Raw genomic sequence first — 20189 nt, forward strand, 5'->3', positions numbered from 1 at the left:
GCTGTGGCGGGGCCGGAGGGGGACGCGGCACGCGCGCCGCCGAGCGTCCGCCGCGGGGCGATGCGGAGCCCGCGGGACCGGCCGCGGGGGCCGGCGCCGTCGGCGGACGGCGCGCCGGCCCCCCCGGGGTCAGCCCTGCGTGACGCGGTACATCGTGACGGTCCCGCTCACCTCGTTGGCGACGACGACCAGCGGGGCCCGGACGGGGCTCTCCTTCTCCGGCACGAAGTGGACGACCTCGGGACCCGAGTCCTGGCCGGGTGCGAGCGGCGACAGGCCGTAGTCGCGCCGGTTCGCCCACTGCACGAGCCGCGGGGAGGCCGGCGTCGACACGTCGAAGACCATCAGGCCGCCGACCCGCTCGAGCCCGACGAACGCGTAGGTGCGGCCGCGGACGGTGCCGACGGCGACGCCCTCCGGCTCCGGACCCTTGTTGTCGCTGCGGTCGTCCGCGACGTTCGCGTCGTTGGAGACGTTGAAGGCCGCGGGGACCTCGGCGGCGATGCGACGCTCGATCTGGTCGCCGCTGTCCCACACACGGGTGCCGGCGGTCGTCCAGATCGTCGCGGACCGGGCGCCGAACGAGTAGAGCGCCGTGTACACGCCGCCGGTGAGGCCGTCGGTGCGGGAGACGTTCAGCCGGCCCAGGGCCGCGGGGGCCTTCAGGCCCGCGGCGTCGGGGAACGCGGCGGGGTCGAGCACGACCGAGGACGCGCCGACCCGGACCTCGTCGCCGAAGCCGGTCCGGTCGCGGCCGTCGCCCTCGTTGGCGGAGATGAGGTAGTCGCGACCCCGGACCCGGAACGCGGCGAGGGCGTCGGGCATGTAGAGCCCCCGCACCGGCCACGTGCCGATGGAGATGCCGCCGCCGCGGTCGCTGGGGTCGAGCCCCTGACCGGCGACGGAGTGGTCGTTCCAGCCGAGCGCCGTGATCGAGACGACCCGGCCGGCGCGCAGGTCGATGCGGGCGATCGCGTTGTTGTCCTGCAGCGTCACGGTGGCGGTGCGGCCGTCCTCGTCGACGGCGATGTACTCCGGCTCGAGGTCCTGGGCGACCGTCGGCCCGGGGCCGTTGAGGCGCACCCCCGACGGGAGCTCGCCGTGCCGCGGGCCGCCGGCGTCGAAGTCGGCGAAGCCGACGCGCCGGACCTCGGGCCCACCGCTCCGCGTCAGGCCGGACGTGGCGACGATGGACACGGAGCCCTCGGGGTCCGTCTCGCCGGGTCCGTAGGCGGGTGCCTCGCCCTCGTCCGCGACGAGCACCTGCCGGCCGTCGGGCGTGAACGTGAGCATGTCGGGCAGCGACCCGACGGTGGCGCGCGCGATGAACTCCCCCGAGGGGGTGAGGAACACCACCGCCCCCGGCGCGGTGATCGGGGACGCCTCGACGGCGACCGCCACGAGGCCCCGGCGGGCGTCGACGCTGTTGGGCCCCGCACCGTACGGGGAGAGGTCGACGCGCCGCTCGAGCACGGGGCGGGCGGGGTCGGTGACGTCGACGATGTCGAGGCTGTTGCCGGTGCTGTTGGTGACGTAGAGCCGCGTGCCCTGCAGGGCGGCGGTCTCGCCGGACGTGCCGCCGGCGATGCCCGTCCCGTACGTGCCGAGAGGCGTGAGCGCGATGTCGCGTGGGGACGGCGCCCCGTGGGCCGCGCCGGCCGCGAGGCCCGCCGCTCCCACGACCACCGCCGCCGCCACGCATGCGCCCGCCCGGTTCCGTCGTGTGCGCCTCATCCACCCCTCCGAGTCGTCGTGGTGCCTGACGCGTCGAGGCTAGGAGGCGCCCGGTTACGCGGCGGTGACCAGGTCGGGAAGGGCGTGCAACACCTCGGGGCGCGGGGCGCCGGGGCGCCGCCGCCAGGCCCGTGAGGTGACGACCACCGCGGCATAGGCGCTCGGCCGGTTCATCCCGACGGGGTGACGCGGTGGGGCGGCGGGAGCGGCGACGATGGCGTCCGCGTCCGCGTCACCGGGAGGACCCGCCGACATGCCCGAGCCTCACGTGACCGACCCGCCGCAGCCGCACGGGTGGGCGGAGGAGCGCAGGAGGCGGCGGCGGGGGATGCTGCTGGGCGGCATGACCCCCCGCGCGGCGCTCGGGTGGATCGCCGTCTCGGCGGTGGTCGTCGCGACGCTCGGGGCGGTCCTCGGCTACGTCGTCGACGGGGACGCGTTCGACTCGTTCGGGGAGGCGCTGTGGTGGTCCGTCGTCACGGTGGGGACCGTGGGGTACGGCGACGTCGTCCCGACGAACGCGGCGGGCCGCGGCGTCGCGTCGGCCCTGATCGTGTTCACGATGGCGTTCTTCCCCGTCCTCACGGGGATCGTCACGGCGACGCTGATCGACCAGAACCGCCGCCGGGCGACGACGGACCGGCAGCGTGAGGACGACGAACGCCAGGCCGAGCTGCTCCGCCACCTGCGGGCGATCGAGGACCGCCTGACCCGCCTGGAGGAACGCGTCCGCTGACCGGGCGGCGCGGCCGGGTCGGGCCGCAACGGGCGGGGGCCCCGTCGTGGACGGGGCCGCCGGTCATGCGCCAGACAGGATTCGAACCTGTGACCTCCGGTTTCGTAGGCACGTGGAGACGGTTGTGCGCTATGCCCGCATAGGCACCATTCTCCAGCTAATAGCAGGCAATTTATCGGTTTCCGGCAACGGCCGTTCTGCGGCGGGAGAGGGCTTTCTGCGCTCGCTTTGTGGGGTAGGCGTGGGATTGACCGGGTTGGATGAGGAGCGTCACCGCGGGTTGTTGTGAAGGTCTCGGCCAGTGCCGCAGCGGGCTCGCTCGTCCCGCGTCATGCGCCTAGCCCGCCGACCGAGACCCTCGCCATGGCCGTGGTCCGGACGCCGCTCGCCTGTGGCCTGGGTCCTTCCGAGGGGCGTCTCGAAGCGATGGCGGTAGGCCTCGATCTCTGAGCACCACCAAGCCGCGCGGTCAGGCAGGGCAGACCCATGACCAGTTGAAGCGGAGGACGCAACGGCCGCCTAGGGCCTCGGCGCTCGTTACGGCTCCACGCCAACGAGGCGAGGATGGCCGTACCCTTGGCGGGGCGTCCAGACTCGCTCACTTCAGGGCCCACGGGATGCTCTCAGGAGCCGGCGGCCGGCGATCCTCGTCGATCTCCCAGTGCGGGAAGCTCGTGTCGGTCCGTAACCGGGTGCAGCAGCGCAGGACGACCGTCCAATGCTCAATCACCGACGCCATCGACGTTGAGGCCTCCTCATTCGCCTCCTCAGGCGCTTCCGGGGCCCATGATCGAAGCGGAACCTCATCGCCACCATCCTTGAGCTCGGCGACGACATACGACGAGTCCCTGATCAGCACCGGAAGCCATGAGCGGTGCCAGTGGAAGTCCAGTTCGTACCACTCGTCCGGCATCTCGCCCGGGCCAAAGTCCGCGATCATCCGCCGCCGCTCCTGCCGGATCTCCTCGCGCTCCCTCAGCGCTTCGTCGAGCGACAGCAGATGCCAGACGCTCGGAAGCTTCGAGAGCCAGCTGTCGTCGGTTCCGTTGTGCCAGCCGAACCAGTCGATGATCTCCTGCGGGGCCGGCAGGCCGGCCCCGGCGAGCGTCTGCCGCACCGTCTCCGGCGACGCGCCCGGCCTGAGGGGTCGCACCCCCTCCGGCCGCAGGCCACCCCACACGTGCTCGTACAGAGCAAGCGCGTGCCGTAGACGGGTCACCTGGGGCACCGACCCGACATCTGGCCACGAAGGCGGTGCCTCCGGCGAGCCTCGAGGTGGCGGTACGTCACCGGAAGCCATAGGGGAACGCCGGTGGATACGGAGGACGGCGGTCTTCGTCAACCACCCAGTAGCCCGAGTCTCCCTTCGCCTGCCATCGCGTGCACCGTTGGGCCACCGCGATCCAGTACTCGAAGAGGCTCACCATCGACGGCGTCGCGCCTTCGTGCGCCAGCTCCATCTCATCAGCGGCCCAGAAGCGAACCGGCACAGACGGGCTCGCTGCGTCGAGGTCGGCGGCCGCATAGGTCATGTCAGCGAGGAGGATCGGCAACCACGACGGTCGCCAGTAGTGGCTGGGGTCGTACCACTCGGCCGACATCTCGCCAGCGACAAGACTGGCGGCATCGCGATGGCCGGTTTGGATGAGGCGGCGCCGTTGGTGCAGGGCCTCGTCGAGGGCGAGGAGCTGCCAGCGGCTCGGCAGCGCCGACGCCCCTCGGTCGTCGGTGCCGTCGTGCCAGGCGTACCAGTCGAGGATCTCGGCGGGCGCCGGGAGGCCCTCCCGAGCGAGGGCCTCCCGAGTCGCGTCTTCGTGAATGCCTGGCCTGAGCGGAAGCACGCCGGCGGGCTTGATCGACGCCCACACCGCCTCGTACCGGACGAGCGCATCCGCGAGAGCGGTCATCGCCCGCAGACGCCGAACCCCGCGACGCGGAGGTTCGGAAGAGGGATGTCCAGGAAGTGGGTTCCGGTCACGGCGGCCGGCGAAACAGGCTCCACGGGGCTGGAGTCCACGCGAACAGACGGTGGCCGACGTTCTGGCAACCTCGCGGATCGCTCATGGGCGGCCGTGAGCCTACCGGCCGTCGCACTGCCCCCGATCAGTCCTCCCTCGCCCTCCGTCGCGATCGGAGCAGACGAACACCCTCTATCGCGAGCCTCAACGTGGTCGATGGGGCGGCCTGCTGACCAGTACGTCTCCGAACTCCACAACGTCGTCATCGAGATGGCCATGGTCGCGGCTGAACCCGTACGGCGTGGGCGGCGACAGACGGGAGCGCGACGAGGCGTCATTGCAGTTGCGGGGGGACGTATTCGGGAGCGGGCGGACGGCGGTCCCTGTCGATCTCCCAGTGGGGGAAGCGTCCATCCGTCCGCAATCGCGTGCAGCAGCGGAGGACGACCGTCCAATACTCGATCACCGACGCCATCGACGGCGAGGCCATCTCGTTCGCCTCCTCAGGCGCGTCGCTGGCCCAGGCCCGAAGCGGCACCTCATCGCCGCCTGCCCTGAGCTCGGCGACGACATAGGTCGCGTCACCCATCAGCACCGGAAGCCAGGAGTGGTGCCAGTGGAAATCCAGGTCGTCCCACTCGTCGGGTGGCTCGCTCGGACCGAGCGTGGCGATGAAGCGACGCCGCTCCTCCCGTACCTGCTCACGGTGCTCGAGGGCCTCGTCGAGGGACAGCAGGTGCCAGACGCTCGGAAGCTGCGACAGCCAGCCCTCGCCGCTTCCGTTGTGCCAGCCGAACCAGTCGATGATCTCCTGCGGGGACGGCAGGCCGGCCCCGGCGAGCGTCTGTCGCACCGTCTCCGGAGAGGCGCCGGGCCTGAGGGGTTTCACCCCCTCAGGCCGCAAGGTGCCCCAAACGCGCTCGTACTCGGCGAGGGCTTGGCTTAACGCAATCACCGAGAGCAGATCCCCGAGGGCGGCAGGTTCCTCACCTGGGCAGAAGCCGAGGAACTCCAGTCGTGGATGCCCGAGCACGTCGCACGGATCGTTCCGTTGGCGATCCTGACGATGCTGCGCCGCGGGGAGATCCTCGGCCTCCGCGACCGTGACCTCGACCTGGACGCCGGAGCGGTGTCGGTGTTCAGCCAGTGCCAGGAGGGCGAGCGCGTCGCTACCAAGACCCGCTCCTCACGAAGGATCGTCGACGTCGGTCCGGTTGCGGTGCGCCTCATCGGAGAACAGCAGGACGCCAGGGTCGATTCCCCGGAGGGGTTCCTCTTCCCCTCGCGCACCGGCGGACCCTTCGACGCCGACAACTTCATGGCGCGGATCTTCACGCCGGCGGCCCGCGCGGCCGGGATCCCCGAGCTGACCTTCCACGACCTCCGCCACACCGGCGCGTCGCTGATGATCGCCGCCGGCTGCCACGTGAAGGTCATCGCCGAGCAGATGGGCCACTCCGACGGTGGAGGCCTCGTCCTCAAGCGCTACGGCCACCTCTGCAAGGGGGCCCGCCGTCAGGCTGCCGAGGCCCTCGAGACCCATCTCTTCGGGGCGGCCGGCGCCAGCTCTGTGGGGTAGACGTGGGATGACGCGCGAGGCCCGGCGCGTGTGCCGTGCCCCAGAACGACGAGAGCCCGGTCAAGGACCGGGCTCTCGTCAATGCGCCAGACAGGATTCGAACCTGTGACCTCCGGTTTCGTAGACCGGCGCTCTATCCGACTGAGCTACTGGCGCGCGACCCGGGAGGTTACCAGGGTCCGCCGGGGTGGCCAGCAGGGCGGCGGCGGGGGGCGCGGCGGATGGTGCATGATCGCCGCCGAGAGGAGCCCCGATGACCGCCGACGACCGTCCCCCCACAGCCGCCCGGGCCGCGGGCCGCCCGTCACCCTGAGCGCGCCGCGGGTGGTCGTGTGCGGCGCCGGCGTCATCGGCGCCGCCGTCGCGTGGGCGCTCGCGCGGCACGGCGTGCCGGCGGTGATCGTGGACCGCGGCGGTCCGGCGGCGGCGGCGTCGGGCAGCGCCTCCGGGTTCCTCGCCGCCGACTGGAACGCCGGGAACCCCCTCGACGCGATGAGCCGCGCGAGCTTCGCGCTGCACCGCGAGCTCGCCGACGAACTGGGGGCGGAGCGGATCGGGTACCGGCCGCTCGAGGTCATCAGCGCCGCGACGGCGGAGGAGGGCGACCTGGAGCGGTACCGGCGGCTCCCGACGCCGGACTGGCTCGACGGGCGCGTCGTCGCGCACGAGGTGATCGGCACCACCGCGACGGCGGCACAGGTCGACCCGCGGCGGTTCACGACGGCGCTGGTGGACGACGCGGTCGCCGCCGGCGCGCGGTTCGTGTCGGGGGTGGTCGACGGCCTCGACCTCGCCCCTGACGGCACCGTGCGGGGCGTCCGCATCGACGGCGCCGTGGAGCCGTGCGACGTGGTGGTGCTGGCGCTCGGGCCGTGGACGGACCGCGCGCAGCGGTGGCTGGCGCTGCCCCAGGTGTTCGGCACACGGATGGCGAGCATGCTGCTCGCCGCGGACGCGCCCGCGCAGGCGGTGTTCAGCGAGTACGCCGCCCCCGGCGGCGGCGGGATGCAGTTCCGCATCTACCCCCGCCCCGGCGGGACCGTCTACATCACGGGCCGGCAGGAGCACGGGACCCTTCCCGACGACCCGGCCGCGATCGCGCCCTCGGAGGACTCGATCGCGGAACTGCGCCGCGTCGCGGCGGTCCACAGCTCCCGGCTCGCCGCCGCCGGCGAGCTCGCCCGGTCGGCGTGCCACCGCCCCCTCACCGTCGACGGCCTCCCGCTGATCGGCCCCGTGCCGGGCGCGTCGGGGGCGTTCCTCGCGACGGCGCACGCGTCATGGGGGCTGCTCCACGCCCCCGCGACGGGGCGGATGGTCGCCGAGATGGTCCTCGATGGCGGGTCCACGTCGCTCGACGCGGCGCCGTTCGCGGTGGGGCGCCTGCCGGCCGGGCGCCGCTGAGGCCGGGGATCGCGGGAGCGGCGATCACCCGGGTGCGACGGGACGGAGAGGGAGGGATTCGAACCCTCGAATCAGGTTAACCCCGATTACCCGCTTAGCAGGCGGATGCCTTCAGCCACTCGGCCACCTCTCCCCGAGGCGACCGCCATCCTAGCGAGCGGCCCGCGAAAGGGTGCGGCGGCGCGTAGCCTCGGCACGTGGACGGATCACCGGATCTCGGCGGGTTCGCGGACGTCGACGGGGCGGCGGAGCCGGGCGCCCTCGCGGGGTACCTCGACACCGTCCGCGGCGTGGGTGCGGTGGCGGAGTGGAAGGAGCGCTCGTTCGCGCTCCTCGACCCCCGGCCCGGCGCGGAACTGCTGGACCTGGGCTGCGGTACCGGGGACGACCTCCTCGCCCTCGCCCCACGCGTCGCCCCCGGTGGTCGTGTCGTCGGCGTCGACGCGAGCGCCGCGATGGTGGCCGAGGCGCGGCGGCGGACCGCCGGTCATCCGGGGGTCGAGGTCCACCGGGGCGACGGCCACCGCCTCGACCTGCCGGACGGATCGCTCGACGGCGCCCGGGCGGAGCGGGTGCTGCTGCACGTCCCCGACCCCGCCGTGGTGGTCGCGGAGATGGTGCGCGTCCTGCGTCCCGGCGGCCGCCTGGTGGTGGCGGAGCCGGACTGGGGGACCCTCGTCATCGACGCCCCCGACGCCGCGGCGTCCCGCGCCGTCGCCGCTGCGGGGGCCGGGCGGTTCCGCTCCCCCTTCGCCGGGCGCACGCTGCGGCGCCTCCTGATCGCGGCCGGGCTGACGGACGTGGAGGTCGCGGCCCGTGCCCTGGTGATCCACGACCCGGACGCCGCCGAGGCGGTGTTCCAGCTCGCCGACGCCGCGGACCGCGCCGTCGGCGCCGGGTCCCTCACCCCCGCCGAGGCGACCGCCTGGCGCGACGGCGTCGCCCGCGCCGGGGCCGCCGGGACCCTGCTGGTGGCGATGACGGCGTTCATGGCGAGCGGCCGCCGCCCCTGAGCGACCCGCGGGTATCCTCGCCCGGCGCCCCCGGAGGGGTGGCAGAGCGGTCGAATGCGACGGTCTTGAAAACCGTTGCCGGGCAACCCCCGGCCGAGGGTTCGAATCCCTCCCCCTCCGTTCGACGACGCGAGGCACCCTCGTTCGGCCGTCGCACCCCGTGCCTACCGGAGTGCGGCCTCCCCGCGGGCGTCGGCGATCGCGCGGACGGCGTTCTCGGGGAGCGGGGTGCTGATCGTGACGCGGCGTCCGTTGGTGAGGGTGAGGCGCAGGGCGGGGCCGGTCCGGAGGGTCAGCCACAACCCCTGACGGGGCGACCAGCTGATCCCCCAGCCCCACCGCCACGGTGAGACGGAGATCTCGACGGCCTCGGCGTCGCGGATGCGATCCAGCGGGTACCGGAACCGGGGCCAGCCGAACACGCCGAAGTGCACCGTCACGCCGTTCGGGCCGGCGATAGAACGGACGCTGTTCGCGGTCAACAGGTTCGCCAGCACGGCGACGACGATGATCGCGGCGGAGATCACCCCGAGGCCCGTCCACGATCCGTTCGCGACCCCCAGCGCGAGGAGCGGCACGGCCATGGCCGTCGTCAGCCAGAGCGCGAACCAGTTGGTCGTGCGCCCCGAGTAGAACGTGTGGACAGCGGTGTCGTTCACGTGAGCTCCTGGATCAGTCGGATCAGGTCGTCGCGCCCCATCCCGTGGGTGCGCGCGAGGTCGATCAGCTCCGTCGCCGCCACCACCACCGCCGGGGCGGACGGTGCGGCCGTCGCGACGCGGACCCCGCGACCCCGGCGGAACTCGAGGACGCCGCCGTCACGGAGCTGGCGGTATGCCGCCAGGACGGTGTTGCGATCGACGGACAGCGCCTCGGCCAGTTCCGCCGCCGGGGGAAGCTGCGCGCCGACGGTGAGGTCGCCGCTCGCCAGCGCGCGTCGCACGCAGGTCGCGATCTGGTCCCGCAGCCCCATCGGCGACGAATGGTCGATTGCCCACAGCATGGTACTAATGAAACTAGCACCATGCTGTGGGAAGGCGAAGGGCCTACTCCTCGATGGGGATCGCGATGGTCTCGGCAGGACCCCGTCGTACTCCTCCGCCGCCCTGGCCTTGTCCGACTGCAGCAGCGCCGTCATGGCGTCCATGTCCGGGACGTCCCGGCGGATTCCGCTCGTCGAGGTCCCGGGAGCGGCCGCGCCTGAGCCGGCGCCGGGCGGATCGCCCCCTCCGGCCCGTGACTCGCGCCCCGCGGGCTGATGTGGTGCGATCGTGGTGATGGGACACCCGCCCCGCACGGTCCCGGCGTGACGGCCGCCCTCGGCTGGGGGGCCCTCGCCGCGTCGTCACTGGTCATCGGGGCGCTGCTCGGCCTCGTCCGGCCGTGGCCGCCGCGGCCGCTCGGGCTCGTGCTCGCGTTCGGCGCCGGGGCCCTGATCAGCGCCGTCAGCTTCGACCTGGCCCAGGAGGGCGCGCAGGTCGGCGGGGCCGGCTACCTCGGGCTGGGCCTCGCCGTCGGCGCGTTCACGTACTTCGGGCTGAACCGGCTCCTCCGACGACGCAGCCGCCATGGGGGTGGAGGCGACGCGGACGAGGCCGGCGGCGGGTCGCTCGCGCTCGGGGCGTTCCTCGACGGCATCCCCGAGCAGGCCGTCCTCGGGATCGGCGTCGCATCCGGCAGCGGGGTGAGCGTCGGCCTCCTCGTCGCGATCTTCGTCTCCAACCTCCCGGAGGCCATCGGCTCGGCGACCGACATGCGCGCCGCCGGGACGCCCGCCGCGGCCATCCGACGCCTGTGGGTCATCGTCGCCGTCATCTGCACCGCCGCGACCGTCGCGGGCTACGCGATCGCCGACAACGTGTCCGGGGACCTCAACGCCGCGGTCGACGGCTTCGCCGCCGGCGCGCTCCTCGTGATGCTCATCGACTCGATGATCCCCGAGGCGGTCCGCAAGGGCGGGGACGTCTCCGGGCTCGCCACCGTCCTCGGCTTCGCGGTCGCCGCCGCCCTCTCCAGCGTCTCCTGACCCCCGCGGGGGTAACTGCGGGCAATGCACACCACCGAGCCGGACCGGGCGGGCGACACCACCACGCCCGCAACCCCCGCCGCCCCGCGCGCCCGGACCGCCGTCACGCCGCGTCCCCTCGACGTCGCCGCCGGGTGGAGCTGGAGGCTGCTCGTCGTCGGCGCCGCCGTCGCCGTCGTGTTCCTCGTCCTGTCGCGCCTCCGGATCATCGTCCTGCCCGCGATCGTCGCGCTCCTCGCCACGGCGATCCTGTACCCGCCACTGCGCTGGCTCCGGGCGAGGGGGTGGCCGCGCCTCCTCGCGACGTGGACCGTCCTGCTCGGGGCGATCACGACGGTCGCGGCGGTCGTTGCCAGCCTCTCATGGCAGGTCGCCGGCGAGGTCGACCAGCTCGACGTCAGCATCGAGGAGGGCGTCGCCGACGTCGAGGACTGGCTCGTCGACGGCCCCCTGGGCCTGTCGCGGTCGAGCGTCACCGAGGCGTACGGCCAGGCACGCGAGTGGGTCACCTCCGGGGACGGCCTGCTCTCCACCGGCATCGCCGGCCAGGCCGTCGTCGCCGTCGAGGTCGTCGCCGGCCTCCTCCTCGCCCTCGTCCTCGTCTTCCTCAAGGACGGCGAGCGGATGTGGCAGGCGATCACCGGCCGCCTCGGCACCCGTGCCTCCGCACACGTCGACCACGCCGGCCGGCGCGCCTGGACCACCCTCGGCGGCTTCGTGCGGGGCACGGCGATCGTCGCCGCCGTCGACGCCGTCCTCATCGGCACCGCCGTCGCCGTCCTCGGCGTGCCGTTCGCCCTCCCCCTCGCGGCGCTCACGTTCGCGGGCGCGTTCCTGCCGATCGTGGGCGCGGTCGTGGCGGGGGCGATCGCGGTGCTCGTCGCGCTCGCCACCCAGGGCGTCGTCACCGCCCTGATCCTGCTCGGGGTCGTGGTGCTCGTGCAGCAGGTCGAGGGGGGCGTCCTCCAGCCCATCGTCCTCGGGCGCGCGGTGAGCCTGCACCCCGTCGTCATCCTCCTCGCCGTCGCCGGCGGCGCCGCCCTCGGTGGCATCGTCGGCGCGTTCCTCGCCGTGCCCGTCGTCGCGGTCGCCTCCGCCGTCATGGGCTACGTGTGGGGGGAGGTCGGCCCGCGGGACGCCACCGCGCCGTGACGGCGCCCGGCCGATCGCGGCCCGCCCGACGCCCCACGGCGCCGGGCGGCCGCGGCGCGGTCAGTCGGGGAACGCGACGTGCACGTCCCGGGGGGACGGCGCCCCCGTGCCCGTCTCGACGAGCGACTTCAGGCTCATCAGGTAGGTCGCCCACTTCGTGCTGCAGTGGTGCATGAACTCGATGGGCTCCGCCCACCCACGGTGGGCGAACAGCACGATCGTGTGGTCGCCGTCCTGGCGGAGCCGCCAGTCGACCGTCGTGCCCACCCACTCCTCCGGGCCGGCGACGACCCTCCACGTCACCCGCTCGCCGGGCCGCCGGTCGACGACCTCCATGTCGAAGCCGCCCGCCGGGAACCGGAACTCCAGGACGCCGCCGACCTCGGCGCTGCCCGACGCGTCGTCCGTCCACCACCCGGCCAGGCCGTCGACCGTGGTGAGCGCCTCGAAGACCTTCTCCGGCGAGGGGGTCTCCACCCCCACCCGGTGCAGGATGTCCACCGTCGTCACCGTCCACCTCCGTCCGATTCGTCGTCGCGGTCCTCGCGGCCGCGCTGGATCGCCTCGGCGATCCCCTTGATCCGCTGCAGGCGGGCGTCCCACGCCGCGCCGACCGACGCGAGCTGAGCCGCCGCGCGCGCGAGCTGCTCCTCGTCCACCCGGTAGCGCCGCTCGCGGCCCTCCGGCGACGCCCGCACCAGCCGGACTCTGTCGAGCACCCCGAGGTGCTTCGCGACCGCCTGCCGGGTCACCGGCAGGCGCGCGCTCAACGTCGTCGCCGTGCCGCCGCCCTCGGCGAGGAGCAGGTCGAGGATCCTCCGGCGCGTCGGGTCGCCGATCGCCGACCAGACGTCGTCGTCGACCCCCTCGCGCGTGGCGGTGCTCACGGCCGCACCGCCGGCGCGGTGGCGTACGCCACCAGCCGCGGGAGGTAGAAGTCCCACCCCGTGACGTGCTCGCGGTACTGGCGCTCGAGGACGGCGGCCTCCCAGCCGAGCTCGCGGAAGCCGCTCTCGGTCATCCTCAGCAGCGTCCCCCCGCCGTCCGGGGTCAGCTCGAAGGCGACGAGCAGGGAGTTGCCCTCCCCCGCAGGCTCACCCGCCGGGTGCGTCCACCGGAACGAGAACGTCCGCGGCGGCCGCGCATCCACGACCGTGAACCCCACCACGATCCCGTCGGCGCCCTCCCGGCCGAAGACGATCTCACCCTCCGACCCCGCCACCGGCTCGTACCGCGCCTCGTCGGGCCACCACCGCCGGACGTGCTCCGGATCGCTCACCACGTCGAACACCACCTCCGGTGGCGCCGCGATGTGGATCTCGCGCTCGATCGTCCCGAACTCCACGACACCCCTCCTGCAACTTTTTGTTGCGCAAACCCTAACCTGCCGGGCCGATATGCGCAACCATCAGTTGCAGATGCCTTCCGGGCGCCGTCGCCGCTACGCCTCCGGCTTCCGCGCCACCGCGAAGAGCTTGCAGTAGTCGTAGACGAAGCCCTCCGGGCCGGCGGCGTCGTGGAGGGCGGCCTCGATGCGCTGGTCGAGCTCGCTGAAGCCCCCGGGCGGGTTGCCGAGCAGGTGCCCCGCGACGGAGCGGGTGCGGGCCATGAAGGCGTCGGGAGGGGTGCTGCGCCGGCGGCGCTCCATCCAGACGTCGATCGGCTCCAGGCCGGCGGCGCGCATGTCGCGGGCGATCTCCTCGACGTCGCGCTGGTTCTCGGCGAACCAGCCCGTCCAGGCCGCCGGGGCGCCCATCCCCTCGAGCAGCTCCCGCCACGCGTCCTCGCCGCCGCGGCCCGCCGTCAGGATCCCCATGACCCCGCCGGGGCGCAGCGCCCGCGCCATCCGCGCGACCGCCCCCGGCTTGTCGGGGAACCAGTGGAGCGCCATCGCCGAGATGACCGTGTTGAAGGCGCCGTCGGGGACGTCCATCTCCATCACGTCCTCGGCGCGCAGCTCGATCTGCACGCCGTGGAACGCGTCGAGCTTCGTCGCGAAGACCTCCAGCATCCCCTGCGCCGGGTCGACGCCGACGAGCGACGCGACGTCGAAGCGGCGCATCATCTCCGCGGCGGAGAACCCCGTGCCGCACCCGACGTCGAGCACCCGCCGGTGGTCGCCGTCGGGCAGCGCCTGCACCAGCCGCCGCGACCCGGCGATGTTGTGGCGCACCGCGGAGTCGTACGACTCGGCGGCCTTGCTGAAGCCGGCGGGCGCGCTGTCGGCGGTGGTCTCGGTCACGTGGTCGCTCCTCGATGGCCGTGGGGTCGCGGCCAGTCTGCCGGATCCGGACGACCGCCTCGCGACCCGGCTTGCGTCCCGCGCCCACCGCGACTAACCTACAACCAAATGGTTGTAGATCCGCTCACGGAGCCCCAGGTCGACCAGCTCTTCCACGCACTCGCCGACGCGACGCGCCGCGACATCGTCGTGAGGGCGGCGGCGGGCGACCTCTCCGTCTCGGCCCTCGCCCGCTGCTACCCGATGAGCGTCACCGCGATCCAGAAGCACGTCGCGGTGCTCGAATCGGCCGGCCTCGTCCGCAGGACGCGACGCGGGCGCGAGCAGATCGTCACCACCGACCCGGGGTCGCTCGCATCGGCCCGGGGGATCCTCGACCGCCTCGAATCCATGTGGCGGGACCGCCTCGGGCGCTTCGGCGCGGTCCTCGCCGACCAACCCGGAGGAGAACGGACATGACCGTCCAGGACGTGCGCAAGGACGTGGAGAACCACTCGCTGACGATCGTCGCGGAGTACCCCGCGACCGTCGGGCGCGTGTGGCAGCTCTGGGCCGACCCGCGACAGCTCGAGCGGTGGTGGGGGCCTCCCGGCTACCCGTCGACGTTCACCGAGCACGACCTGACGACCGGCGGGCACGTGCGCTACTTCATGACCGGACCGGACGGCGACCGGTTCCACGGCGGGTGGCGGGTGCTGGGCGCCGAGCCGCCCCACCGCCTCGAGGTGCGGGACTTCTTCGCCGACGACGACGGCGGCGAGAACCACGACATGCCGGCGGCGACGATGGTCGTCGCGATCGAGGACGCCGGGTCGGGCGCCACCCGCATGACCATCAACAGCACCTGGGACTCCGCCGCGGAGATGGAGAAGGTGCTCGCGATGGGGATGGAGGAGGGGATCCGGGAGGCGCTCGGCCAGATCGACGCCCTCCTCGCGGAACGCCCCGGGGAGTAGCGGGCGCCGGGCCCCCCGCGCGGCCGGGCGGGTGCGGGCGACTACCGAGAGCACGTCCCGCGCGGCCCCGATGCCGGGTCCGCGGGACGCGCCGAGGATGGGGCCACCATCGAGAGGGAGGCCCCCATGTCCCGACCCGGCACGGACGAACGGCTGCGCACCACCCCCGTCCGCGATGCGATGACGACGGAGATCGTCACCTGCACCGCGGACGTGCCGCTCATGGAGGTGGCGGCCCTCATGGCCGCCCACCGCATCCACAGCGTCGTCGTCCTCGCGCCACCCGGGAGCCCCCGGGATGACAGCCCGGAGGTCTGGGGCGTCCTGCAGGACATCGACCTCGTCGCCGGCGCCTCATGGAGCGACCAGTTCGCCGGGGCGGGGACCATCGCCGCGTCGCCGCGCGTCGTCGTCTCCCCGGACGACAGCCTCGCCGCGGCGGCGCTCGCGATGTCCGAGAACGCGGTCGGGCACGTCCTCGTGACGGAGCCCGGTGCCGCCGCCCCCGTCGGCATCCTCTCGGCGCTGGACATCGCCCGCGCGATGGCGCCGCTCCCGGACCCCGGACCTCGGGTCGCGCCGGACCGCGCCGCGGTGCGCCCCGGCGACCGCCTGGTCATCACCGCCCACCAGCAGGGCGGCCGCCCGCGCGACGCCGAGGTCCTGGAGGCGCGCGGACCGGGCGGGGGCCCGCCGTACCTCGTCCGGTGGGAGGACGACGGCCGGGTCACCCTGCACTACCCGGGCTCCGACGCGCAGATCCAGCGACTCAGCCGCACCTGAGGGACGGGCGGGTCCGCACCTCGGCGCGCCCGGGCTGCGGGTTGGCCGCACGGCGGAGCGGGGTGCGGCCCGACGCCGCCGGCACGGGGGCGGGGGACGATGGCCCCAGGACACGAGAGGAGGACACCATGTTCGCCGAATGGGGTGTGATCGCCATGATGATCGGGTTGATCGCCGCCTGGGCGGGGATCGTGTGGGTGTTCTTCGGCGTCCACGCGAGGTGGCGCGGACGCCGCGGGACCCACGGCCCCGCGACGCCGCGCGGCACCTGACGCCCGAGGTGGGGGCGCGCACCGGCGGCCGCCCGGCGGCCGCCGGCCCCGCGCTCATCCCACGGGGGGCTCGGCGCTCCAGGGGAACGTGATCCACCGCTCGGTCCGGCGCCACACGTAGTCGCACCGCACCGTCGAGCGGTCCTTCTCGTAGAGCACCGCCGTCCGGACCGTCGCCACCTTCCCCGCGCAGAAGGCGTGGACGACCTCGAGCGTGGCGCCGGTGTCCGCGACGTCGCCGACGATCAGCAGGTCGGCGTGGCCCACGTCCACGAGCTCGGGGACCGGCGGGAGGACCATGGGGACCTCGAGGCGCTGGTCGACGTCGGTGTAGAACTCGATGTTCATCGTGTACGTGTTCTTCACGCCGAGCGCGTAGGCGACCGCCGCGGCCGGGATCAGACCCCCGCGGGCGATGGCGAGGATGATGTCGGGCCGGTAGCCGTCGGCGTGGACGGCCTCCGCGAGCGCGCGCGCCGACACCCCGACCTCGTCCCAGGTCATGACCTCCGTCGGGTGGGCGTCGCTCACACCGGCAGTCTCCCATGCCGCCACATTCGCGCGGGGGGGCCGGGCCTGGTTCAATCGCGGCGTGACCGACATCCGCGTCGTCATCGCCGATGACCATCCCGTCTACTGCGACGGGCTGGCCGAGGCGGTGGCCGCCCGCGCCGGGCTCGACCTGGTGGGCACGGCCCGCGACGGCCGGGTGGCGCTCGAGATGGTGCGCGAGCTCGTGCCGGACGTCGCCGTGCTCGACGTGAAGATGCCGCATGCGTCCGGCCTGGACGTCGCCATCACCATCGCCCGCGACGGCCTCGCCACCCGGACGTTGCTGCTGTCGGCGGTGGACGACCCGAAGGTGATCGTCGACGCCGTCGCCGCCGGGGTCGGCGGCTACGTCATCAAGGACGCGTCGCGGGGGGACATCTGCGACGCGATCGTCGCGGTGGCGGAGGGGCGCGTCGTGCTGGCGCCCGAGGCGCAGACCGCCGTGGCGGCCGGCCTGCGCGCGCACGGCGACGCGGGGCACGGGCGCCTCACCGACCGGGAGCGGGAGATCCTCCAGATGACCGCCGAGGGGTTGTCGGCGGCCCGGATCGGCGACGCCCTCTTCCTCAGCCCCGCCACGGTGAAGACCCACCTGCGCAGCATCTACGAGAAGCTCGGCGTCTCCGAACGGGCGGCCGCGGTGGCCGTCGCGATGCGCCGGGGCATCGTGGAGTGAGCCCGGGGCGGGGTCCCGCTCACGGCGGGGTGGGCTCCGCCGGGGGGTCGGGGGCGCCGGGTGCGAGGTCGAGCTGCCACCACCCCACGTCGCGCCACGCGCCGTGCTTCCACCCGATGCGGCGGTAGACCCCGACGGGGACGAAGCCGACCGCCTCGTGCAACCCGACGCTGCCGGGGTTCGGCAGGGTGATCCCCGCACACGCCATCCGCAGGCCCCGGTCGCGCAGCAGGGGGAGCAGGGCGCCGTAGAGGCGGCGGCCCACGCCCTGCCGGTGCCGGGCGGGGTCGACGTAGACCGCCACGTCCGCCGCCCACCGGTACCCGGCGCGCGGGTGGTGCGGCGACGCGTACGCGTACCCCGTGACCGCCCCGTGGAGCTCCTCCACGAGCCACGCGTGGGTGGCGGAGACCCGCGCGATGCGTGCGGCCATCTCGCCGGGCGGGGGCGCGACCTCCTCGAACGACGCGACCCCGCCGGTGACCGCCGGCGCGTAGATCGCGGCGCACGCCTCCGCGTCGCGTCCCGGGTCGGCGTGGCGGATGGCCATGGCCGCGGACGATCTCACGGGCGTCCCCGCCCGTGAAGGCGCGTCAGGCGGTCGCCGCGCCCGGGGTGGGGGGCGCCCCGTCGAGGTGCCCGGCGCGCACCGCCCACCGCTCGAAGACGAGGGTGCCGAACGGCGGGACGCTCGCCGCCAGCGCGAGCAGGCCCACCACGGGGCTCCACGCCAGGGACCGCCACGTCAGCAGCGCCACGCCGACGTAGAGCACGAAGATCGCCCCGTGGATCGGCCCGAACACCTGGACGCCGACCTCCGACCCCCCGATCGCGTATTTGAACAGCATCCCGACGAGCAGCCCCGCCCACGACAGGGCCTCGGCGATGGCGACGGCGCGGAAGCGACCGGTGACGGTCCCGGGCACGGTGTCTCCTCGGATCGGTGGACGGCCACCACCGAGGGTAGGCGGGGTCCCGGCGGCACGACAGCGACCAGCGTCTCCGCCGCCCGGGCGGACCGTCACGGAACGCGCGCCACGGGCGCGCGGGCCGCGGCCGACGCCGACGGAGATCCCCCGACGGGGGGATGCGCGAGCCCCCACGGGGGTCTCGCACAGGCCGTTCACAGCTCGTTCTCACCCGCGACGGCTCCGAGTGGTGTTGTATCCCCGGTGTGGCGACGACCCCACAGACCCCCCAGGCGCAGGCCGCGGTCATCCTGGCGGTCCACGACGCGCACGTCGCGGGGGAGCTGCACGGCGAGCTGAGCGGTGCGGGGTGGCGGGTGCTGCCGGTGCTCGACCGCGACGAGATCCTCCGCATCGCGCGGAGCGGCGTCGCCGAGGTCCTGGTGCTGGAGCCCTGGCCGACCCTCGACGAGGCCATGTCGCTGTGCGAGGAGGTGACCGCGTGCGAGAACCCGGTCACGGTCCTCCTGCTCGGCTCGGAGGGTGGCGGCGCCGCGGGACGCCCGTTGCGCGCCGTCGCCGGCAGCGGCGGGGACCCGGCCGCGGCCACGGAGACCGCCGGCTGACGACCCCGCCCGGCCCGCGGGCCGGCGTCGGTCGCACGGGGCGGGGACCGGGACGCCCACCGGGCGTGGGCGGGACCGCCGTGCCGTGGGATGATCACCGTGCGACGACGCGCCGCGCGTGCCATCCACGCGCCGCCCGCCGGACCCGCACCACCACCATCGAGAGGACGAGCATGGATCCCGGCCACGCCAAGGAGCTCCTGGCCGCCGAGCGGCAGCGCATCGAGGAGGCCCTCGGGCGCCTCACCGCCGAGTTCGACCCGGAGTCACCCGACGGACCGGCCGAGGAGGCCGACACCGGCGACCAGGCCGCCGACCTCGTCGACCGCCAGCGCGACCTCGGGCGCATCGAGGAGCTCCGCGAGGAGCTGGAGGCCGTCGAGCGCGCCGAGGCGCGCCTCGCCGACGGCACCTACGGCATCAGCATCGAGAGCGGCGAGCCCATCTCGGACGTGCGGCTCGAGCGCATCCCGACGGCCGAGCGCACCGCCGACGAGCAGCGCGCCTACGAGCGGAACCCGCTCTAGGGACCCCCCGCCCCGGGGCCCCCGCCGGGGGGACCCCGGGGTCGCGTCGATCCGCGCGTCCCGCCGCCGCACCCCCCGGGCGGCGCGATCCCGGACGCCCGGGCATGCATCCGCGCCTCCCGGCAATGGACGCGCCGGTGCGCCTCCACGTGAATGGCATCGGGACACGACAGGGGAGGAACCCGATGCGACACGACAGCGTGGACAGCCCGATCGTCATCGTCGGCGGGGCCGGCACCACCGGCCGGCGGGTGGCCGCGCGGCTCGAGACCCGCGGCGTGCCGGTGCGCCTGGCCTCGCGGACGGCCGCCACCCGCTTCGACTGGGACGACCCCGCCACCTGGGGGCCGGCGCTCGCCGGCGCCCGGGCGGCGTACATCGCCTACGCCCCCGACCTCGCGGTGCCCGGCGCCGCCGAGGCCGTCGCGGCCCTCGCGGACATCGCCCTCGACACCGGCGTGCGGCGCCTGGTGCTGCTGTCGGGCCGCGGCGAGGACGGCGCCGCGCGCGCCGAGGAGGCGCTCCGCGCGTCCGGCGCGGCGTGGACGGTGCTGCGCTGCGCCTGGTTCATGCAGAACTTCTCGGAGGGGCACCTGCACGCCCCGCTGGAGGCCGGGGAGCTCGCGCTGCCGGTCGATGCGGTCCCGGAGCCGTTCGTCGACGTCGACGACGTCGCGGACGTCGCCGTGGCGGCGTTGACCGGCGACGGCCACGCCGGACGGCTGTACGAGCTGACCGGGCCGGAGGCGCTGACGTTCCGGGAGGCGGTGCGGATCATGGCCGCCGCGGCGGGCAGGCCGATGCGCTTCACGACGATCACCCTCGACGCGTTCGTGGAGGGCATGGCCGCCGAGGGCGTCCCCGGGGACGTCGCGGGGCTGATGCGGCACCTGTTCGCGGAGGTCCTCGACGGGCGCAACGCCCGGCCCGCCGACGGGGTGCGGCAGGCCCTGGGCCGGGCGCCCCGCGACCTCGCGGCGTTCGCCGCGGCCGCGGCGCGGGGCGGGCGCGTGGGCGCCGGCGGGCGTGGCACGGTGACCGGCCC

The 20189-nt window shown here is 74.4% G+C and carries 26 protein-coding genes, 3 tRNA genes and 1 pseudogene; 15 read left to right on the forward strand and 15 right to left on the reverse strand.

Annotated features, from left to right (window positions below):
* Window positions 1–129 precede the first annotated feature (129 nt).
* Window positions 130–1734, reverse strand: coding sequence for a choice-of-anchor I family protein (locus IU369_RS16485; protein WP_217922075.1), 1605 nt, complete (start codon window positions 1732–1734; stop codon window positions 130–132).
* Between the two features lie 253 nt (window positions 1735–1987).
* On the opposite strand from IU369_RS16485, the gene IU369_RS16490 reads away from it, so the two are divergent.
* Window positions 1988–2470 carry a potassium channel family protein gene (locus tag IU369_RS16490; RefSeq protein ID WP_217922076.1) on the forward strand — a complete coding sequence of 161 codons (483 nt, stop codon included), beginning with the start codon at window positions 1988–1990 and terminating at the stop codon, window positions 2468–2470.
* Window positions 2471–3068: 598 nt separating this feature from the next.
* Here the strand turns inward: IU369_RS16490 and IU369_RS16495 are convergent.
* The 3 genes from IU369_RS16495 to IU369_RS16505 form a co-directional block, all read right to left on the reverse strand.
* Window positions 3069–3698, reverse strand: a complete 630-nt coding sequence (locus IU369_RS16495) for an SMI1/KNR4 family protein (protein WP_217922077.1) — start codon at window positions 3696–3698, stop codon at window positions 3069–3071.
* Between the two features lie 58 nt (window positions 3699–3756).
* On the reverse strand, window positions 3757–4377 hold the full coding sequence (locus tag IU369_RS16500) for an SMI1/KNR4 family protein (protein WP_217922078.1): 621 nt from the start codon (window positions 4375–4377) through the stop codon (window positions 3757–3759).
* Between the two features lie 385 nt (window positions 4378–4762).
* Entirely contained in the window at window positions 4763–5461 is a 699-nt protein-coding gene (locus IU369_RS16505) for an SMI1/KNR4 family protein (protein ID WP_217922079.1), read from the reverse strand.
* Here IU369_RS16505 and IU369_RS16510 point away from each other — a divergent pair.
* Window positions 5450–6007 (forward strand): tyrosine-type recombinase/integrase, encoded by a 558-nt coding sequence (locus IU369_RS16510; protein WP_217922080.1) that lies wholly within the window; start codon window positions 5450–5452, stop codon window positions 6005–6007. The two genes, IU369_RS16505 and IU369_RS16510, sit on opposite strands and share 12 nt — an antisense overlap.
* A gap of 82 nt (window positions 6008–6089) precedes the next feature.
* On the opposite strand, the gene IU369_RS16515 is transcribed toward IU369_RS16510, so the two are convergent.
* A tRNA-Arg gene (locus IU369_RS16515) sits at window positions 6090–6163 on the reverse strand.
* Window positions 6164–6235: 72 nt separating this feature from the next.
* Between IU369_RS16515 and IU369_RS16520 the strand changes: the two genes are divergently transcribed.
* Window positions 6236–7411 (forward strand): NAD(P)/FAD-dependent oxidoreductase, encoded by a 1176-nt coding sequence (locus tag IU369_RS16520; protein ID WP_217922081.1) that lies wholly within the window; start codon window positions 6236–6238, stop codon window positions 7409–7411.
* Window positions 7412–7454: 43 nt separating this feature from the next.
* Here the strand turns inward: IU369_RS16520 and IU369_RS16525 are convergent.
* Window positions 7455–7544 (reverse strand) — tRNA-Ser (locus IU369_RS16525).
* Window positions 7545–7608: 64 nt separating this feature from the next.
* Between IU369_RS16525 and IU369_RS16530 the strand changes: the two genes are divergently transcribed.
* Together IU369_RS16530 and IU369_RS16535 are read left to right on the forward strand one after the other, a co-directional pair.
* Window positions 7609–8424, forward strand: a complete 816-nt coding sequence (locus IU369_RS16530; protein ID WP_217922082.1) for a methyltransferase domain-containing protein — start codon at window positions 7609–7611, stop codon at window positions 8422–8424.
* A gap of 32 nt (window positions 8425–8456) precedes the next feature.
* Window positions 8457–8544: transfer RNA gene (locus IU369_RS16535), tRNA-Ser, on the forward strand.
* 44 nt (window positions 8545–8588) lie between these two features.
* Here IU369_RS16535 and IU369_RS16540 read toward each other — a convergent pair.
* Complete coding sequence (locus tag IU369_RS16540) at window positions 8589–9083, reverse strand: hypothetical protein (protein ID WP_217922083.1); 495 nt, start codon at window positions 9081–9083, stop codon at window positions 8589–8591.
* Complete coding sequence (locus tag IU369_RS16545) at window positions 9080–9427, reverse strand: GntR family transcriptional regulator (RefSeq protein WP_217922084.1); 348 nt, start codon at window positions 9425–9427, stop codon at window positions 9080–9082. The genes IU369_RS16540 and IU369_RS16545 overlap by 4 nt, the downstream gene beginning before the upstream one ends.
* 303 nt (window positions 9428–9730) lie before the next feature.
* On the opposite strand from IU369_RS16545, the gene IU369_RS16550 reads away from it, so the two are divergent.
* Window positions 9731–10450 (forward strand): ZIP family metal transporter, encoded by a 720-nt coding sequence (locus IU369_RS16550; protein ID WP_217922085.1) that lies wholly within the window; start codon window positions 9731–9733, stop codon window positions 10448–10450.
* Window positions 10451–10474: 24 nt separating this feature from the next.
* A complete protein-coding gene (locus IU369_RS16555) occupies window positions 10475–11602 on the forward strand; it encodes an AI-2E family transporter (protein ID WP_217922086.1) in 1128 nt (375 codons plus the stop codon).
* 60 nt (window positions 11603–11662) lie between these two features.
* On the opposite strand, the gene IU369_RS16560 is transcribed toward IU369_RS16555, so the two are convergent.
* The 4 genes from IU369_RS16560 to IU369_RS16575 all read right to left on the reverse strand — a co-directional run bounded on the left by IU369_RS16560 (window position 11663) and on the right by IU369_RS16575 (window position 13844).
* Window positions 11663–12103 carry an SRPBCC family protein gene (locus tag IU369_RS16560; RefSeq protein WP_343233250.1) on the reverse strand — a complete coding sequence of 147 codons (441 nt, stop codon included), beginning with the start codon at window positions 12101–12103 and terminating at the stop codon, window positions 11663–11665.
* A gap of 5 nt (window positions 12104–12108) precedes the next feature.
* Window positions 12109–12489 (reverse strand): ArsR/SmtB family transcription factor, encoded by a 381-nt coding sequence (locus tag IU369_RS16565; RefSeq protein ID WP_217922088.1) that lies wholly within the window; start codon window positions 12487–12489, stop codon window positions 12109–12111.
* On the reverse strand, window positions 12486–12947 hold the full coding sequence (locus IU369_RS16570) for an SRPBCC family protein (RefSeq protein ID WP_217922089.1): 462 nt from the start codon (window positions 12945–12947) through the stop codon (window positions 12486–12488). Before IU369_RS16570 ends, IU369_RS16565 begins: the two co-directional genes overlap by 4 nt.
* A gap of 96 nt (window positions 12948–13043) precedes the next feature.
* Window positions 13044–13844 carry a class I SAM-dependent methyltransferase gene (locus tag IU369_RS16575; protein ID WP_217922090.1) on the reverse strand — a complete coding sequence of 267 codons (801 nt, stop codon included), beginning with the start codon at window positions 13842–13844 and terminating at the stop codon, window positions 13044–13046.
* Between the two features lie 108 nt (window positions 13845–13952).
* Between IU369_RS16575 and IU369_RS16580 the strand changes: the two genes are divergently transcribed.
* The 4 genes from IU369_RS16580 (at window position 13953) to IU369_RS16595 (ending at window position 15855) form a co-directional block, all read left to right on the forward strand.
* Window positions 13953–14303 (forward strand): ArsR/SmtB family transcription factor, encoded by a 351-nt coding sequence (locus IU369_RS16580; RefSeq protein ID WP_217922091.1) that lies wholly within the window; start codon window positions 13953–13955, stop codon window positions 14301–14303.
* Window positions 14300–14800 (forward strand): SRPBCC family protein, encoded by a 501-nt coding sequence (locus tag IU369_RS16585; protein ID WP_217922092.1) that lies wholly within the window; start codon window positions 14300–14302, stop codon window positions 14798–14800. The genes IU369_RS16580 and IU369_RS16585 overlap by 4 nt, the downstream gene beginning before the upstream one ends.
* A gap of 126 nt (window positions 14801–14926) precedes the next feature.
* Entirely contained in the window at window positions 14927–15583 is a 657-nt protein-coding gene (locus IU369_RS16590; RefSeq protein ID WP_217922093.1) for a DUF1918 domain-containing protein, read from the forward strand.
* A gap of 128 nt (window positions 15584–15711) precedes the next feature.
* The gene (locus IU369_RS16595; protein ID WP_217922094.1) at window positions 15712–15855 is read left to right on the forward strand and encodes a hypothetical protein; all 144 of its coding nucleotides are present in this window, start codon (window positions 15712–15714) and stop codon (window positions 15853–15855) included.
* Window positions 15856–15909: 54 nt separating this feature from the next.
* On the opposite strand, the gene IU369_RS16600 is transcribed toward IU369_RS16595, so the two are convergent.
* On the reverse strand, window positions 15910–16359 hold the full coding sequence (locus IU369_RS16600; RefSeq protein WP_343233251.1) for a phosphoribosyltransferase: 450 nt from the start codon (window positions 16357–16359) through the stop codon (window positions 15910–15912).
* 88 nt (window positions 16360–16447) lie between these two features.
* Between IU369_RS16600 and IU369_RS16605 the strand changes: the two genes are divergently transcribed.
* Window positions 16448–17083 (forward strand): response regulator, encoded by a 636-nt coding sequence (locus tag IU369_RS16605; RefSeq protein WP_217922096.1) that lies wholly within the window; start codon window positions 16448–16450, stop codon window positions 17081–17083.
* Window positions 17084–17102: 19 nt separating this feature from the next.
* On the opposite strand, the gene IU369_RS16610 is transcribed toward IU369_RS16605, so the two are convergent.
* A complete protein-coding gene (locus IU369_RS16610) occupies window positions 17103–17633 on the reverse strand; it encodes a GNAT family N-acetyltransferase (RefSeq protein ID WP_217922097.1) in 531 nt (176 codons plus the stop codon).
* A 43-nt stretch (window positions 17634–17676) separates the two neighbouring features.
* Window positions 17677–18009, reverse strand: coding sequence for a DUF3817 domain-containing protein (locus tag IU369_RS16615; protein ID WP_217922098.1), 333 nt, complete (start codon window positions 18007–18009; stop codon window positions 17677–17679).
* 248 nt (window positions 18010–18257) lie between these two features.
* On the opposite strand from IU369_RS16615, the gene IU369_RS16620 reads away from it, so the two are divergent.
* The 3 genes and pseudogenes from IU369_RS16620 to IU369_RS23765 all read left to right on the forward strand — a co-directional run.
* Entirely contained in the window at window positions 18258–18617 is a 360-nt protein-coding gene (locus IU369_RS16620) for a hypothetical protein (RefSeq protein WP_217922099.1), read from the forward strand.
* Window positions 18618–18790: 173 nt separating this feature from the next.
* Window positions 18791–19144 (forward strand): TraR/DksA family transcriptional regulator, encoded by a 354-nt coding sequence (locus IU369_RS16625; RefSeq protein ID WP_217922100.1) that lies wholly within the window; start codon window positions 18791–18793, stop codon window positions 19142–19144.
* Window positions 19145–19329: 185 nt separating this feature from the next.
* Window positions 19330–19983: pseudogene (locus IU369_RS23765) on the forward strand (SDR family oxidoreductase); the annotation flags it as partial.
* Between the last annotated feature and the right edge of the window lie 206 nt (window positions 19984–20189).

It is taken from the genome of Miltoncostaea oceani (assembly GCF_018141545.1).
Lineage (GTDB): Bacteria > Actinomycetota > Thermoleophilia > Miltoncostaeales > Miltoncostaeaceae > Miltoncostaea > Miltoncostaea oceani.

Coding starts and splice junctions, on each gene's coding strand:
- IU369_RS16490 (WP_217922076.1), top strand. CDS start 1,988: ATGCCCGAGCCTCACGTGACCGACCCGCCGCAGCCGCACGGGTGGGCG.
- IU369_RS16625 (WP_217922100.1), top strand. CDS start 18,791: ATGGATCCCGGCCACGCCAAGGAGCTCCTGGCCGCCGAGCGGCAGCGC.
- IU369_RS16610 (WP_217922097.1), bottom strand. CDS start 17,633: ATGGCCATCCGCCACGCCGACCCGGGACGCGACGCGGAGGCGTGCGCC.
- IU369_RS16590 (WP_217922093.1), top strand. CDS start 14,927: ATGTCCCGACCCGGCACGGACGAACGGCTGCGCACCACCCCCGTCCGC.
- IU369_RS16600 (WP_343233251.1), bottom strand. CDS start 16,359: ATGACCTGGGACGAGGTCGGGGTGTCGGCGCGCGCGCTCGCGGAGGCC.
- IU369_RS16555 (WP_217922086.1), top strand. CDS start 10,475: ATGCACACCACCGAGCCGGACCGGGCGGGCGACACCACCACGCCCGCA.
- IU369_RS16510 (WP_217922080.1), top strand. CDS start 5,450: ATGCCCGAGCACGTCGCACGGATCGTTCCGTTGGCGATCCTGACGATG.
- IU369_RS16585 (WP_217922092.1), top strand. CDS start 14,300: ATGACCGTCCAGGACGTGCGCAAGGACGTGGAGAACCACTCGCTGACG.
- IU369_RS16500 (WP_217922078.1), bottom strand. CDS start 4,377: ATGACCGCTCTCGCGGATGCGCTCGTCCGGTACGAGGCGGTGTGGGCG.
- IU369_RS16580 (WP_217922091.1), top strand. CDS start 13,953: ATGGTTGTAGATCCGCTCACGGAGCCCCAGGTCGACCAGCTCTTCCAC.
- IU369_RS16485 (WP_217922075.1), bottom strand. CDS start 1,734: ATGAGGCGCACACGACGGAACCGGGCGGGCGCATGCGTGGCGGCGGCG.
- IU369_RS16595 (WP_217922094.1), top strand. CDS start 15,712: ATGTTCGCCGAATGGGGTGTGATCGCCATGATGATCGGGTTGATCGCC.
- IU369_RS16520 (WP_217922081.1), top strand. CDS start 6,236: ATGATCGCCGCCGAGAGGAGCCCCGATGACCGCCGACGACCGTCCCCC.
- IU369_RS16545 (WP_217922084.1), bottom strand. CDS start 9,427: ATGCTGTGGGCAATCGACCATTCGTCGCCGATGGGGCTGCGGGACCAG.